13 protein-coding genes are annotated in these 14,023 nt (G+C 68.8%); 4 read left to right on the top strand and 9 right to left on the bottom strand.

The genetic code is table 11. The annotated features are described in order from the left end of the window. Positions 1–89: 89 nt before the first annotated feature. A complete protein-coding gene (locus QFZ52_RS11100) occupies positions 90–2,324 on the bottom strand; it encodes an MMPL family transporter (RefSeq protein WP_307497676.1) in 2,235 nt (744 codons plus the stop codon). A 131-nt stretch (positions 2,325–2,455) separates the two neighbouring features. Here QFZ52_RS11100 and QFZ52_RS11105 point away from each other — a divergent pair, with 131 nt between their 5' ends. Continuing rightward, the gene (locus QFZ52_RS11105; protein WP_307497677.1) at positions 2,456–3,034 is read left to right on the top strand and encodes a MarR family winged helix-turn-helix transcriptional regulator; all 579 of its coding nucleotides are present in this window, start codon (positions 2,456–2,458) and stop codon (positions 3,032–3,034) included. Between the two features lie 16 nt (positions 3,035–3,050). On the opposite strand, the gene QFZ52_RS11110 is transcribed toward QFZ52_RS11105, so the two are convergent. Next, positions 3,051–3,944: a hypothetical protein gene (locus tag QFZ52_RS11110; protein WP_307497678.1), complete on the bottom strand. Its 894-nt coding sequence runs from the start codon at positions 3,942–3,944 to the stop codon at positions 3,051–3,053. A gap of 141 nt (positions 3,945–4,085) precedes the next feature. On the opposite strand from QFZ52_RS11110, the gene xseA reads away from it, so the two are divergent. After that, positions 4,086–5,447 (top strand): exodeoxyribonuclease VII large subunit, encoded by a 1,362-nt coding sequence (gene xseA / locus QFZ52_RS11115; RefSeq protein WP_307497679.1) that lies wholly within the window; start codon positions 4,086–4,088, stop codon positions 5,445–5,447. 1 nt (position 5,448) lies between these two features. Continuing rightward, entirely contained in the window at positions 5,449–5,673 is a 225-nt protein-coding gene (locus QFZ52_RS11120) for an exodeoxyribonuclease VII small subunit (RefSeq protein ID WP_208186461.1), read from the top strand. 69 nt (positions 5,674–5,742) lie between these two features. On the opposite strand, the gene QFZ52_RS11125 is transcribed toward QFZ52_RS11120, so the two are convergent. The 4 genes from QFZ52_RS11125 to QFZ52_RS11140 form a co-directional block, all read right to left on the bottom strand. Beyond that, on the bottom strand, positions 5,743–6,606 hold the full coding sequence (locus QFZ52_RS11125) for a polyphosphate kinase 2 family protein (protein ID WP_307497680.1): 864 nt from the start codon (positions 6,604–6,606) through the stop codon (positions 5,743–5,745). 51 nt (positions 6,607–6,657) lie between these two features. Further along, complete coding sequence (locus QFZ52_RS11130) at positions 6,658–7,878, bottom strand: pyridoxal phosphate-dependent aminotransferase (RefSeq protein ID WP_278266994.1); 1,221 nt, start codon at positions 7,876–7,878, stop codon at positions 6,658–6,660. A gap of 28 nt (positions 7,879–7,906) precedes the next feature. After that, positions 7,907–8,905, bottom strand: a complete 999-nt coding sequence (locus QFZ52_RS11135; protein WP_307497681.1) for an ABC transporter substrate-binding protein — start codon at positions 8,903–8,905, stop codon at positions 7,907–7,909. An 89-nt stretch (positions 8,906–8,994) separates the two neighbouring features. Next, positions 8,995–10,818 carry a glycoside hydrolase family 35 protein gene (locus tag QFZ52_RS11140; RefSeq protein WP_307497682.1) on the bottom strand — a complete coding sequence of 608 codons (1,824 nt, stop codon included), beginning with the start codon at positions 10,816–10,818 and terminating at the stop codon, positions 8,995–8,997. 103 nt (positions 10,819–10,921) lie between these two features. On the opposite strand from QFZ52_RS11140, the gene QFZ52_RS11145 reads away from it, so the two are divergent. Next, the gene (locus tag QFZ52_RS11145; protein WP_307497683.1) at positions 10,922–11,962 is read left to right on the top strand and encodes a pirin family protein; all 1,041 of its coding nucleotides are present in this window, start codon (positions 10,922–10,924) and stop codon (positions 11,960–11,962) included. A gap of 18 nt (positions 11,963–11,980) precedes the next feature. Here QFZ52_RS11145 and QFZ52_RS11150 read toward each other — a convergent pair whose 3' ends face one another. The 3 genes from QFZ52_RS11150 to QFZ52_RS11160 form a co-directional block, all read right to left on the bottom strand. Beyond that, positions 11,981–12,787 carry a Fic/DOC family protein gene (locus QFZ52_RS11150; RefSeq protein WP_307497684.1) on the bottom strand — a complete coding sequence of 269 codons (807 nt, stop codon included), beginning with the start codon at positions 12,785–12,787 and terminating at the stop codon, positions 11,981–11,983. Continuing rightward, positions 12,787–13,008: a hypothetical protein gene (locus QFZ52_RS11155; RefSeq protein WP_307497685.1), complete on the bottom strand. Its 222-nt coding sequence runs from the start codon at positions 13,006–13,008 to the stop codon at positions 12,787–12,789. The genes QFZ52_RS11150 and QFZ52_RS11155 overlap by 1 nt, the downstream gene beginning before the upstream one ends. Positions 13,009–13,090: 82 nt before the next feature. Further along, entirely contained in the window at positions 13,091–14,014 is a 924-nt protein-coding gene (locus QFZ52_RS11160; protein WP_307497686.1) for an N-acetylglucosamine kinase, read from the bottom strand. Positions 14,015–14,023 lie beyond the last annotated feature (9 nt).

Consider the following 14,023-nt stretch of genomic DNA (forward strand, 5'->3'; position numbering starts at 1 on the left):
GGGGTGAGCTGCGTCCCAGCCCTCCCCCGGAGGCCGCCGGCGTGCCGTCACGGTCCCCCATCGACTGTGAACAGCACGTCCTGCCGGGCTCACCGCTTCCGCGACCAGCGCGAAGGCCACCAGATCCACCGGCCCAGCTCGTAACTGACTGCCGGCACCAGCAGCGACCGGACCACGAAGGTGTCCAGCAGCACACCGAAGGCCACGATGAAGGCGATCTGGGCCAGGAAGAGGATCGGGATCACGCCAAGCGCCGCGAAGGTCGCTGCCAGCACCAGACCTGCCGAGGTGATCACCCCGCCCGTCGCCTTCAGCCCGCGGAGCAGTCCCTCCCGGGAGCCGTGCTTCTTCATCTCCTCCCGCACCCTGCTCATGAGGAAGATGTTGTAGTCGATGCCGAGTGCCACGAGGAACACGAACCCGTAGAGGGGCACCGACGCGTCCGCTCCGGGGAAGTGCAACACGTGGTTGAACACCAGAGCCGACACCCCCAGAGCGGCGCCGAAGGACAGCACCGTGCTCAGGATCAGGAGCAGCGGCGCCACGATCGAGCGCAACAGCAGACCCAGGATCACGAAGATCACCCCGAGCACCACGGGGATGATGAGATTCCGGTCGTGGACCGAGGCGGTGTTGGTGTCCAGGGCGGTGGCGGTGACGCCGCCCACCAGACTCCCCGGGACCTCCCGGCCCACCGCGTTCCTCAGTGCCACCACGGTGTCCTCCGCGGCCTGCGAATCCGGGGCGTCCCGGAGCGTCGCCTGGAGCAGCACGCGGCCGTCGGCCTCGGTCGGGGTGGCCTTGGCGGCCTGCGGGGCGCCGCCCTGCGAGGCACCACCCTGCGCTGTTCCGGCTGGCTTCTCCCCCGGCGGGGTCCACGGAATCGACCCGCCTGGGGCGTCCTTGGAACTCACGCTCACCGACTGGACTCCCGGCTCCCGGGACGCGATGGCGGCGGCATCGGTCCAGCGATCCGCGGGAACGACCAGCAGCGCGGGGCTGCCTGACCCTCCGGGGAAGTGCTCCCCCAAGGCCTTCTGGCCATCCCGGGCCTCGGACGCCCCCAGGACGAGATCCGACTGCGGCACGCCGGACGCCTGCAGCCCGCCCAGCCCGAAGCAGGCGGCGACCAGGAGCACCACCGTGCTGCTCCAGATCAGCCGCGGACGACGCCGGATGGCCACGGCGAGGCGGTCCCAGACGGTCCGGCGCGTGGGCGCCGAGGCTGGGTCGGCGTCGTCGTCCACGGCACGCGGGCGGCGCGGCCAGAACGCGGCCCTGCCCATGACGTAGAGCAGCGCGGGAAGGAACGTCAGAGCCGACAGCATCGCGAAGACGATGCCGATCGCCGCCACCGGACCGAGGGCGCTGTTGGACTTCAGGTCACTCAGCAGAAGACACAGCAGACCGGCGATGACGGTACCGCCGGACGCCGCGATCGGCTCGAGAGAGCGGCGCAGAGCCGTGCGAGAGGCGGCCCAGCGCTCGTGGCCACGGGCCAGTTCGTCCCGGTAGCGGGACACGTAGAGCAGTGAGTAGTCGGTGGCCGCGCCGATGACCAGGATGAACAGGATGCCCTGCGTCTGGCCGTTGAGCAGCAGCACGCCGGCTTTCGCAAGCCACCAGACGGTCAGCAGGGCCACGCACAAGGCGAAGACACTGCTCAGGAGCACCGCCAGCGGCAACAGGAAGGAACGGTAGACGACCACCAGGATGATCAGCACGGCGATCAGGGAGACCGCCAGCAGCAGCCCGTCGATCCCGGAGAAGCCTTCCAGGAGATCCGCGGTGAACCCTGCCGGCCCCGTCACCTGAACGCTGACCCCGGAGGGCGTGTTCTGACGCAGGTCCTGGCGCAACTCCTCGACCACGGCGCCGACCTCTGACGTCGAGTCGATGCTCACGAACGCCTGGACCGCTTTCCCGTCCTCCGACGGGATCGCCGGGGAGATGTCCCCCGCGACACCCTGAGGCCCCTTCAGGTCCTGGAGCGCCGCGGAGATTCTCGTGGTCTGGTCCTGGGTGAGCGCCGAGTCCGCGGTGAACAGGACGATCGCGGGGATCCGGTCTGGCTCATTGAAGGCGGGCAGCAGCTGCTGGACCTGAGTGGCCTCCGCCGAGGACGGCAGGTACGTGGTCTGGTCGTTGGAGGAGACCTCGTCCACCTTGCCGAAATACGGGCCTCCGACACTTCCGGCCACGAGCCAGCCGACGATCAGCAACGCCGGCAGGAGGATCCTGATCCAGCGCGCCGGAGTCCTCGTGGCGCTCGGAGATGGGGGCGCCACGCCCTCTCGGAGAGGTTGTTCCTGGGTCCGCTGCATTCTCATGTCCTGCCCTCGTCATCCCGATCGGAAGCGTTCCGGTTCGGCCACCAATATACTTCCATTGCCTTGTTTCTAGCCAGGCTAGCAATTAGACGAGTTGAAAGAAAGCCGGAGAGTAAACTTGAGGGATGACATTCTCTGGTGACGAGGAGGGCCTCGGACCCGCGTCCATGTATCACGCTGAGACCACCGATCCGCACCAGGAACTGGTCGACCGGTCGGGCGTGTCCCCCGAAGACCTCCAGCAGATCAACCGGGTCATGGAGGCGCTGGCGGCACTCCGCACAGCGGAAAACGAGTTGTCGGACGCCTCACGCCGCTATATGAAGCTCAATGAGTCCGATATGCGAGCGCTGCACTACTTGATCGTGGCTCGAAATCAGGGCATCGTTGCCACCCCGGGCGGCATCGCGACGCATCTGGGGATCTCCACCGCCTCGACCACGAAGCTCCTGGACCGGCTGGAACGAGCGGGACACGTGCTGCGCCAGGCGCACCCCAGCGATCGCCGGGCCCTGGCCATCACCGTCACCGAGGAGACCCGCGCGGCCGCGATGAACACGGTGGGCCGTCAGCAGGCGCGCCGGTTCGGCGTCGCGGCAGGGCTGACACCGGCCGAGCGGGAGGTCGTCATCCGCTTCCTGCAGGAGATGGCCCAGGAGATCACCCCGTCACCGGAGATCTGGGCATCCGCGACGGCGGAGTGAACCGCCGCAGGGACGGTCAGCGGCCGGGCAGGAAACCGTCGTCGTCGTAGTCGTCCTCGCGGGGCGCGGTAGCGCCGACCCGGCGGATCTCCTTCCGGCGACGGACCGACTCGATCACGATGCCGGCCAGGAATCCGGCGAGCCCGGCGACGACGAAGGCCCAGAAGGCCTGGTCGACCTGCGCCGTGACGACATCGCCGACGCGGGTGAGGACCACCCCTTCGAGTTCGCCGCCCATGCGCTGACCCAGGACGGTGACGCCGGCGAACGTGACCACTTTCCAGATGACGGCGATGACCACCGCGCCGACGCCTGCCACCATGAGGAATGCGCCCCGCCGTCGCGCGCTGACCAGGGCCAGAAGGAATGCGATGACGGCGCCGACGGTCAGCGGCGTGCCGTACGGCGCGACCTTGAGGACGGGTTCGATCATCTGGCGCTGGCTGAGATCACCCATGCTGATGAGCGCCACCTTGGGCCCCGCGACCTTGACCGGGAGTTTCTTGTTCGCTTCCTTCACCACGAGGTCCACCAGCGGCGCGACGTCGAGGGTGAAGGCGGTGGTGGAGGTCTTCGACTCCGCGCCGATGGTGAGGGCGTGGCTCCGCTCGAGAGTGGCGTTCCAGGCCTCGGGATACCCCGGGAGGTCGAACATGCCGTTCGCCGCGACGGTCACGGCCTTGCTCACCACGGAATCCACCTGCTCCGGAACCGGGGCTTCGGCCGCCACGCGCCGTCCGATGGCCGTCGCGAGATCCCTCTTGAACGAGTCGTCCTGGCCGAGCGGACTCATGGTCTGCACGAATCCAGCCCGGTCCACGACATTCTTGTCCAGCCACAGCACGGGACCCGCGATCAGGGTCAGGACGAAGGACAGGATGGCCGCGAGGACGGCGATGGTGGTACGCACCGTGGCCTTTCTATTGGCGGGGAAGCGGGGCGGAGGAACCCGCGGGTGGGTCGCCGGGGTCACCAGCCAGTCTAGTCGGCACGAAAATGTCCTCGCTCCTCGATAGGGTGAAGGAAAGAATGGCGAGAGTGAGGAAAGCACATGAGTGAACCGCAGGACAGCCTTGCGGCCCTGCCCGCCACCGCGGGCGAGACCTCCCCGGACAACCCCTGGCCCCTGCGCCTCCTGTCGGAGAAGCTCAAGGCCCACATCGACCGGACGCCCATGGCGTGGGTCGAGGGCCAGATCATCGAGCTGAACCACCGCGGCAGCGCCTCGTATCTGACCCTGCGCGACGTCGACGCCGAAGTCTCGCTCCCGGCATCCATCTGGGCGAACAACCTCAACCGGCTGGACGCCACCCTGGAGCGCGGCTCCCGCGTGGTGGCCCAGCTCAAGCCGGAGTTCTGGCTCAAGACGGGCCGCCTGAACATGTCCGTGCGGGACATCCGCCCCGTAGGCCTGGGCGATCTGCTCGCCAGGATCGAACGGCTGCGGCAGGCCCTGGCCGCCGAGGGCCTGTTCGCCGACGAGCTGAAGCGGCCCCTCCCCTACCTGCCGCACCGGATCGGACTCATCACCGGCCGGGACTCAGACGCCAAGAAGGACGTGCTCCGGAACGCCGCGCTCCGCTGGCCGGCGGTCGAATTCGACGTGCGCGAGGTCGCCGTCCAGGGCGTCACGGCCGTCGGCCAGGTCACCGCCGCCCTTGCCGAGCTGGATGCCGACCCCGACGTGGACGTCATCGTCATCGCACGCGGTGGCGGTTCGCTGGAGGACCTGCTCCCGTTCAGCAATGAGGAGCTCATCCGGGCCGTGAGCCGCACGACCACACCGGTGGTCAGCGCCATCGGGCACGAAGCGGACCAGCCTCTGCTGGACTACGTGGCCGATCTGCGTGCGTCGACCCCCACCGATGCCGCTAAACGGATCGTTCCGGACGTCGCCGAGGAACTCGCGGGTCTCGCCTACGCCCGGGACCAGATGCGCCGCGTCATCCACCAGCGCGTGGACCGCGAGTCCGAGCGCCTGGAACAGCTCCGCTCGCGCCCGGTGCTGGCGCAGCCTCTGACCATGGTGGACTCACGGGCCGAGGAGCTCCGGCGCCTCCGCCAGACGTCCACGACGGCGCTCACTTCCGCCCTGGCGCGCGGTCAGGATCAGATCACCCACCTCCAGGCTCAGCTGCTCGCGCTGTCGCCGCAGAAGACGCTCGACCGCGGGTACGCCGTCGTGCATCTGGAAGGCGGCGAGGATTCCGGGGCGATCGTCCGGGACCCGGCACAGACCGAGGGCGGGCGGGACCTGCTCATCCGCGTCGCCGGAGGCAAGTTCGCGGCACAGGCGACCACTCGGGCTTCGTCCGGGACCACCACCCGCGCCCGCAAGAGCACCCAGCAGGACAAGACCACCCAGCAGAAGAAGCCCGGAAGCGACACCGCTTCCCAGGACGTGAGGAACTGACATGGCCGAGAAGACCACCACCGCACCGGACGTGACCGCTCTCAGCTACGAGGAGGCCCGTGAAGAACTGCTCCTCGTGGTGCAGCGCCTGGAGGCCGGTGGAAGCACCCTGGAGGACTCGCTGGCGCTCTGGGAGCGCGGCGAGGCTCTGGCCGCACGCTGCGAGGAGTGGCTGGAAGGCGCCCGCGCCCGGCTCAAGGCCGCCCAGCCGGACGCCGAGGTCTGACCCGGCAGCGGTCAGCCGACCGCTGACTTCGGGGGAACCACGTTCAGGGCACCCACCTGGACGGTTCCCTCAGGAGGCCTCGACCGCGGCGATCTGCTCCGCCACGTCGAAGTCGGCGGCCGGCCACTGCGGATCGATGTCCTCCAGCGCGTCGATGAGCAACTGCTGGACGGCGATGCGGGCGTACCACTTCTTGTTCGCCGGGACCACGTACCACGGCGCCGCCGCGGTGGACGTCTTCTCGAACATGGCCTGGAAGGCGGCCTGGTAGTCCTCCCAGAAACCGCGCTCCTTCAGGTCCCCGGTGCTGTACTTCCAGTGCTTGGCAGGATCCTCCAGCCGGGCGAGCAGGCGTTCCTTCTGCTCGTCCTTGGAGATGTGGAGCATGACCTTGACCACGCGCGTGCCTTCCGCGATGAGGCGTTCCTCGAACTCGTTGATCGCGGCGTAGCGGCGTTCCAGCTCGGCGTCATCGGCCCAGCCGTGCACACGATGAATGAGCACGTCCTCATAGTGGGAGCGGTCGAAGACACCGACCATCCCGGCGCCGGGCACCTCCTTCTCGATGCGCCACAGGAAGTCGTGGGACTTCTCCTCCTCCGTGGGGGCCTTGAACGCCTTCAGACGCACACCCTGCGGATCCATCGCGCCCACCACGTGGCTGACGATGCCGCCCTTGCCCGCGGTGTCCATGGCCTGCAGCACCAGGAGCACCCGATCCGGGGCGCCGCCCTTGGACGCCGCGAACAGCCGCTCCTGCAGCCCCTCCAGCAGGGCGTCCTGCCGCTCGAGGTGTGCGGCGCCGTCGCTCTTCCGGCCCGGGAATCCCGGGGAGGAGTCAGGATCGACGTCCGCGAGAGCGAAGCCCTCCTTCACCTTCAAGGTCTTCGCAGGATCTTTCGTGAAGTCCACCAGGCTCTTCTTCGACGCCATGTTCCGTTCCTTCCCCAGGGATGTGCGGGCTATTGGGTGACCGGAGGCCGGTCAGTTGCCGGGATACCGGCTCAGGAAATCGGCCATGCGCCCGATCGCCTCTTCGATGTCGGGGACCGCCGGAAGCGTGACCATGCGGAAGTGATCCGGGCGGACCCAGTTGAACGCGCGGCCGTGCGACACCAGGATCTTCTGCTCCCGCAGGAGGTCCAGGACGAACTTCTCGTCATCCCGGATGTGATAGACCTCGGGGTCCAGTTTCGGGAACAGATACAGGGCGCCGTGGGCCTGTTCCGTGCTCACGCCGGGAATGGCGTTGAGCAGTTCGTACGCCTTGTTCCGCTGTTCGAGGAGGCGGCCGCCGGGCAGGATCAGATCGTTGATGCTCTGGTACCCGCCCAGAGCAGTCTGGATCGCGTGCTGGCCCGGGACGTTGGCGCACAGCCGCATATTGGCCAGGAGGTTGATGCCCTCCAGGAAGTCCTTGGCGGCGGCCTTCGGGCCCGAAATGGCCATCCAGCCGGCACGGTAACCACAGATGCGGTACGCCTTGGACAAGCCGTTGAAGGTGAGGCAGAGGACGTCGTCCCCCGCGATCTTGGCCGTGTTCACGTGCACGGCGTCGTCGTAGAGGATCTTCTCGTAGATCTCGTCGGAGAAGACCACGAGGCCGTGCTTGTCCGCGAGCTCGACGATCGCCCGGACGGTGCGCTCGGAGTACACGGCGCCCGTGGGGTTGTTAGGGTTGATGAGGACGATGCCCTTGGTGCGTTCGGTGATCTTGGACTCGAGGTCCGAGATGTCCGGCGCCCAGCCCTCTTCCTCCACACAGAGGTAATGGACGGGGCGGCCGCCCGCGAGGCTGACGGACGCAGTCCACAGCGGGTAGTCCGGGGTAGGGATCAGGATTTCGTCGCCGTCGTTGAGCAGCGCCATGAGGGAGAGCGTGATGAGCTCGCTGACGCCGTTGCCCAGGTAGATGTCATCCACGCCGATGTTCTGGATGCCGCGGGTCTGGTAATACTGCGAGACGGCGGTGCGGGCGGAGAAGATGCCGCGGGAGTCGCTGTACCCCTGGGCGTGAGGCAGATGGCGGATCATGTCCACCAGGATCGCGTCCGGCGCTTCGAAGCCGAAGGGCGCCGGATTTCCGATGTTCAGCTTCAGGATCTTGTGACCCTCGGCCTCCATCTGCTGCGCAGCCTCAAGGATCGGTCCCCGGATGTCATAGAGGACGTTGTGAAGCTTGGTGGACTGCTTGAATTCTGCCATTCACCAAATATGCCATATGACACAGCCTCTACCCTGTGATCCCCCTCTCTTTCAGCCAGGAGAGGGCGACATCGTGCGGCGTGCGGGCCTGGTCACCCCGGATGGCCCGGTTCATGGTCACCAGATCGTCCACGGTGAGAGTTCGCGACACGTTGTTGACGGCGTCCCGAGCCCGGTCCGGCAACGCGGCCTCGTCCACCACGGGCACGACCTGCTCCGGCAGCAGCGCCTTGCGGTTGTCCTCCAGGACCACCAGGTCGTTGTCCACGATCGCGGGATCGGTGCTGAGCAAGACCGCCACCTGAGCCTCGTCCTCGAGGAGCGACTTGAGCGGCTGCGGGAGCGCCGCATTGGGCTGAGCGTCAGAGTTCGGGAGCGACGGTCCGCCGTCGGGTCCGCTCGTCATGCCATAGGTGATCACGCGCTTGGGCGTGCAGGAATACGCGGTCTTCAGCGCCTGGGAGCCGTAGGGTCCGCCACTGAAATCCGCCGCCGCGGCGAACACCGTCTGCGAGCAGACCTTCCCCAGATCCTCCAGCGTCCTGAGCTGGTACTTCTCGGCCGTCACCTTGGTGACGGCCACGACCTCACGGTCCTGCGCGCCTGAGGCGTCCAGGAGGGCCAGGGGCTTGCGCAAGGCGGCGTTGATCCCCGTCTTCACCGCGTCGTCGCCAGTGTCCTTGGTGGTGCCGCCCAGCGCTTCCAGGAGGCTGCCGGTGTAGGCCGGGACCAGTTGCACCCTGCCGGAGCGGAGGGCTTCCAGCGTCGCGGCGCGTCCGCCGACATTGAGCTTCACGCTGCTCGGCACCCCGGCCGAGCGGAGTGCGCCGGAGTACAGCTCCGCGAGAAGCGCGCCTTCCGCCGTGTCCAGCGCACCGACGACGACGGGCCGCTGGGGCGCGGCGCTCGCCACGGCCGGGCTCGGGGCGGGCTGTCCGGGCGTGCAGGCGGTGAAGGCCGGCAGGCAGGCCAGAACGGCGGCGGCCATCACGGTCCGGACGACGGCAGACGGACGCAGCGGGGCCATGGGGGCACTCCTTCGAGGGGGCGTTCAGGACGGTGCGAGAGCCTGTCCAGCATATCCCGCGGCCCCGCACCGATCCCGGGTGCTCCGGCTCAGGCGAGTTCGGCCTCCGTGAGGACGTCCACGCGGGTGGCCCCGAGCTGTGGCGCCTCCCGGAACTCCACCGTGCCGCCGCTGACGCCCAGTTCCAGCACATGCACCGTGTTCCGGCCGGCCTTCACGAGCGGCGCCGGCACGTACAGGGTCTCCTGTGGCCCGATCTCCCAGTACCGTCCCAGCAGGAACCCGTTGACCCAGACGAAGCCCTTGGTCGAGCCGGGCAGCGCGAGGTACGTGTCCGCCGGGGTCTCCGCCTCGAAATCGGCGGCCGCCAACTCAGCCAGCTCGTCCGCGCCGAACCGTGACGGGTCGACCACCAGGTGCTCCCAGCCGAGCGTGAAGCGCTGGTTGACGAGGACCCCGCCCAGGAGGCCCTTGCGCTGGCCCGTGTGCGGGCCGTAGTTGATGCGGCCCAGGTTCTCCACCAGGATCTCCAGGACCACTTCGCGCCCGTGGCCCTGCACCGCCAGGCCCGCCGCGCCGGTCTTATCGTCCAGGATGCCCACCGGTTCGCCGTCCACCCAGATCTGGGCGCGGTCGTGGAGTTCGGGCAGCTTGAGGAGGCACTCCTGGGGAGCGTCCTCGCGGCCCGGGAGGACCGCCGTCGCGCGGTGGAAGAGCAGGCCGTGGTGCTGGCCGATCTCCTCGAAGCTCAGCGGCCGCTCGCTCGGGTGGTGCTCCCCGGCCGCGACGGCGGAGTCGAGCCCCGCGCGCAAGGAGTCCAGAAGCGGCAGACGGGCCGGGGACAGCTCCAGAGTGCGGGCGGGCAGCACGGGCGCCTTTTCCAGGAGCTCCGCCGGGATGGCCGGCCACTCGTCTTCGGGCAGTCCCTGCGCGCGCAGGAACTCGGCGCGGATGGCGTGGAACTTCTCTGTGAGGGCTCCGTTTTCGGCGATGGGGGCGTCGGAGTCGTAGCTCGTCACGGTCGGCTGGATGCCGCCGTCCTCGTTCGCTCCCGCACCGAGCCCGAAGTTCGTCCCGCCGTGGGCCATGTAGACGCAGAGGGAGCCGCCGGCGTCGAGCATCGTGCGGATCTCCGCCGCCGCCTCACTGCCCAGACGCACGTGGTGGGCTTCGCCCCAGTGATCGAACCAGCCGCCCCAGAATTCGACGTTGAAGAACGGCTCGGCGGGCCGGCGGCGCTTCCACACCTCGATCGCCTCGGCGCCGCGGGAGCCCAGCGTCGCGGTCGCCCAGATCTCCGGGACGGCGCCGCCGTCGAGGTAGTAGTCGCTGCCGCCGTCCGCGGTGAAGAGCAGCTCGGTGATGCCCCGCTCCCGCAGCGCCTCGGCGCTCCAGCGGATGTACTCGGCGGAGTCCCCGTAGCTGCCGTATTCGTTCTCGACCTGGACCGCGACGACGGGCCCGCCCTGCGCCGCCTGCCGGCTCGCGATGACGGGGACCAGGTGGTCGAGCCATTCGCCGACAGGCCCGGTGAAGCGCGGATCGGTGGAGCGGAGCATGATGTCGGGGGCCCCGGTAAGCCAGGACGGGAACCCGCCGTTGTCCCATTCGGCGCAGATATAGGGTCCGGGGCGGACGATCACGTCCAGGCCGAGTTCGCCCGCGAGGTCGATGAACCGGCCCAGGTCCCGCCAGCCGCTGAAGTCCGGGGCATCCTCACGCCGCTCCTGGTGGAAGTTCCAGGCGACATACGTGTCCACGGTATTGGCGCCCATCGCCTTCAGACGCGACAGGCGGTCCTCCCACAGCTCGGGGTGAACACGGAAATAGTGGATGGCGCCGGCCAGGATGCGGTGCTCGCGGTCGCCCTTGAAGAGGCGGGCATCGCGGTAGCTGAGAATCGGAGTGGGCATGGCACCAGTCTAGAAGTGGCACCACACTTAATCGATACAAAATAAACAATTACGCACACATAGGCCCACTGCCCGGGCCGCTCCGGCGGCGTAGAGTGGCGCTGTGACCAACCTCGACCCGTCCCCGGACCAGCAGGCCTGCCCGGCCCGGACCACCGTGCCGGAACCGTGCCTCGAACTCTGGCCCGAACGCGCCGTGCCCCTCGGTGGAATCCGCGCCATCACCGTCCAGCGGACGCTCCCCCTCAAGGATCTTCCCACCATCGGGGCGTGGTGCTTCCTGGACCGGTTCGGCCCGGGCCGTGTCGCCATGACCGTGCTGCCTCATCCGCACATCGGCCTGCAGACCGTCACGTGGCCGCTGAAGGGCGAGATCCGCCACCGGGACAGCCTGGGCAGCGATGTGACCGTCCGCCCCGGAGAGCTCAACCTGATGACGGCCGGCCGCGGGATCGCCCACTCCGAGTTCACGTGCTTCGAGGGCGACGAGATCCCGGTGCAGGAAGGCCTGCAGTTCTGGGTGGCACTGCCCGAAGAGCACCGGCACCGCGAACCCGCGTTCGAACAGCACCAGGACCTGCCCGTGGCCTCGGGTGAGGGCTGGGAGGCCACCGTCGTGATGGGGTCGCTGGCGGGCGTCACCTCCCCTGCGAGCGCATTCAGTCCCCTCGTCGGCGCACAGGTGGACACCGCGGGATCCGCGGTCATCCCGCTGGACCCGGGCTTCGAGCATGCCCTGCTGGTCATCGACGGGACCCTCAGCGTCGAGGGACAGTCCCTCGGACCGGGCCCCCTGCTCTACCTCGGTGGGCAGCGCACGAGCCTGACCGTCGACGCCGGAACCGGCGCCCGCTTCTTCCTCCTGGGCGGCGAACCCCTCGGCGAGGACCTCCTCATGTGGTGGAACTTCGTGGGCCGCAACCACGAGGAGATCGTGCAGGCCCGGGACGACTGGGAAGCGAGCGGAACCCTCTATACGGACGACGGCGTCGAGCCCACGGCCGCGGAGGTCGCCGGGTCACGCTTCGGCTGGGTCGCGGGTCACCAGGGAGGCGCGACCGCCGCGGCGCAGGCGGAAGTCGGGCACATCCCCGCGCCACCGCTGCCCGGCGTGACGCTCAGACCGCGCGTGCGGCGCCGCTGAGGCCCGCCGTCGTCGGGCTCAGTGCTCTCTGGGCCGTTCCTCGCCGTAGCCGTGATACCGCCGGTGCTCCGCCTCGTCACGGCGAGCCCTGAGGGCATCCGGGCTGGTGAAGCGTCCGGAGGAACTCCTGCGGGAGATTTCGCGCATCGCCTGGATGGTGCGGTTCGGAACGGGGGTCGTGCGGATGACCGAGGCCGCCCGGAAGACGGCGACGGCCTCCGTCGCCCGGGGCATGAACTCACCCCGGGCGGGCAGAGTCGCCCGGGTCATGGCGTCCCAGGCGCGCCGGCTCACCCGATCGAAGTCGAACTCGAACCTGCTGAGGGTCGAGATCTCATGCAGGACGGCCATGATCATCCGCCCATTGCCCGTGCGGAAAGGCCGCACGTGGTTGAGCCCCGCGAAGAGGATCGACGCCATGCGGGCGAAGCCGTCGTGATCGATCCTGCGCCAGTCCGTGGTGGCCGCCGTGCACAGGAGCGGGCGGAGATGAGTCCGCAGAAGGTTCTTGTCTGGGAACGCACTCTCCCCCAGGGTGAGGTTCACGGTCCGCAGTTCACCGGCCCACGCGTAGGTGTCCTGGAACAGGTGCCGGTGGACGTCCTGCAGGTACGCGGTGTCCGGTTCGATCGGTATCCGGACCACGCCCTGCAGCAGCTGCCGGAACCGGGCGGTCGCGAGTTCTGACTCAACCGTGGCGAGGGTGGAGAAGTCCCGGATCCCGTGGAGGTTCCGGAGCACCGCGCGACCCGTGGCCGGGTCATAGGTCTCCGGATAGACGTAGTCCTCCTGCGCAGCGGCCTCCGGGCCGGGCAGAGTTTCCATCACCGGACTCCGGCGCGTCGCAGCACCCGGTGTTTGAACTCATCGAAGCTGATCTCGCTCCGGGCGCGGGCAGCGATGTCCCGGACAAGGTCCGCCGTCGGCTCGACGCCCTCATGCCAGGAGGACACGAGGGCCTGTTCCAGGGCATGCGTCTGCAGTGCGCTCAGGCCTTCGAAAGCCCCGGGCCACCGCTCCCTGGCGTTCAATCGCTGGTCTTCCATCACGTGCTCCTCTTCGGATCCTAACCACAAGGTACGCCGTGGCACCGACAATGGAGAACAGGACTTCGTTGGCCGCCACCGCTCACCCCGCCGTGAGCAGCGCGACCGCGCCGAAGACCGGCTCCTGGTCCAGCACTCGGACGTCGTGGTGACCGCGGGCGGCCAGGCCCTCGCGGAATGGGACCGAGATCTCCGGGACGTGCTGTCCCAGGCCGCCGCCGAGCACCACAGGGCCCTCGATGCCGAGGTTGTCCAGTACGCCGAGAGCGAGGGTCGTGAGTTCTTCAGCGGCGCGGCGCAGGATGTCCTTGGCCCCTTCGTTGCCGCCCCGCGCGGCGTCCACCACCACGCGGCTCCGCTCCGCCCAGTAGCGGCGGCCCTTGTCGGGGTGATGGAAAGCGGCGATCAGCCCGGCGACGTCGGGCGCTCCGACCGACTCGCACAAGGCCAGAGCGAGCGCGTCGGCTTCCAGGCCGGAGTTGAAGCGGCGCAGCGAGTGGCGCACGGCCTCGCGGCTCAGCCAGTAGCCGCTGCCCTCGTCGCCCAGCAGATAGCCCCATCCGCCGAAGCGGGACTCCCGGCCCGAGATGTCACGGCCCCAGGCCGCGGTGCCGGTCCCGGCGATGACGGCGACGCCGGCCGTCGCACCCGCAGCGGCCAGGAGGAGGGCGGAGTCGTGCACGACGGTGATGTGCGCGCCCGGGACATGCGGCTGAATGAGGGACGCGAGGGCGTGCTTGTCCTGCTCGGTGTCGACGCCGCCCGCACCGACCACCACGCGGTCCACGGCCGTCGGGGCAAGGCCCGCGAACAAGTCGGCGAAAGCCTGCTGTGCGGCTTCGACGCTGACGTTCTGCACATTGGCACTGCCCACGGTCAGATCACCCGCGATCCGGCCGTTCCGCAGCAGCACGCCGCGGGTCTTCGTGCCCCCGATGTCGATGGCCACGGCTTCGTGGGAGGCGGTCTCGGGCAGCTCGGTGGCAGGATGGCTTGGAGTAGTCACGAGTCCAAG

The organism is Arthrobacter woluwensis, from assembly GCF_030816155.1.
Lineage (GTDB): Bacteria > Actinomycetota > Actinomycetes > Actinomycetales > Micrococcaceae > Arthrobacter_E > Arthrobacter_E woluwensis_A.

Bases quoted from the DNA above. Each gene is read 5' to 3' on its own strand.
- QFZ52_RS11100 (WP_307497676.1), bottom strand. From the start codon at position 2,324: ATGCAGCGGACCCAGGAACAACCTCTCCGAGAGGGCGTGGCGCCCCCA.
- QFZ52_RS11105 (WP_307497677.1), top strand. From the start codon at position 2,456: ATGACATTCTCTGGTGACGAGGAGGGCCTCGGACCCGCGTCCATGTAT.
- xseA (WP_307497679.1), top strand. From the start codon at position 4,086: ATGAGTGAACCGCAGGACAGCCTTGCGGCCCTGCCCGCCACCGCGGGC.
- QFZ52_RS11120 (WP_208186461.1), top strand. From the start codon at position 5,449: ATGGCCGAGAAGACCACCACCGCACCGGACGTGACCGCTCTCAGCTAC.
- QFZ52_RS11125 (WP_307497680.1), bottom strand. From the start codon at position 6,606: ATGGCGTCGAAGAAGAGCCTGGTGGACTTCACGAAAGATCCTGCGAAG.
- QFZ52_RS11130 (WP_278266994.1), bottom strand. From the start codon at position 7,878: ATGGCAGAATTCAAGCAGTCCACCAAGCTTCACAACGTCCTCTATGAC.
- QFZ52_RS11135 (WP_307497681.1), bottom strand. From the start codon at position 8,905: ATGGCCCCGCTGCGTCCGTCTGCCGTCGTCCGGACCGTGATGGCCGCC.
- QFZ52_RS11140 (WP_307497682.1), bottom strand. From the start codon at position 10,818: ATGCCCACTCCGATTCTCAGCTACCGCGATGCCCGCCTCTTCAAGGGC.
- QFZ52_RS11150 (WP_307497684.1), bottom strand. From the start codon at position 12,787: ATGGAAACTCTGCCCGGCCCGGAGGCCGCTGCGCAGGAGGACTACGTC.
- QFZ52_RS11155 (WP_307497685.1), bottom strand. From the start codon at position 13,008: ATGGAAGACCAGCGATTGAACGCCAGGGAGCGGTGGCCCGGGGCTTTC.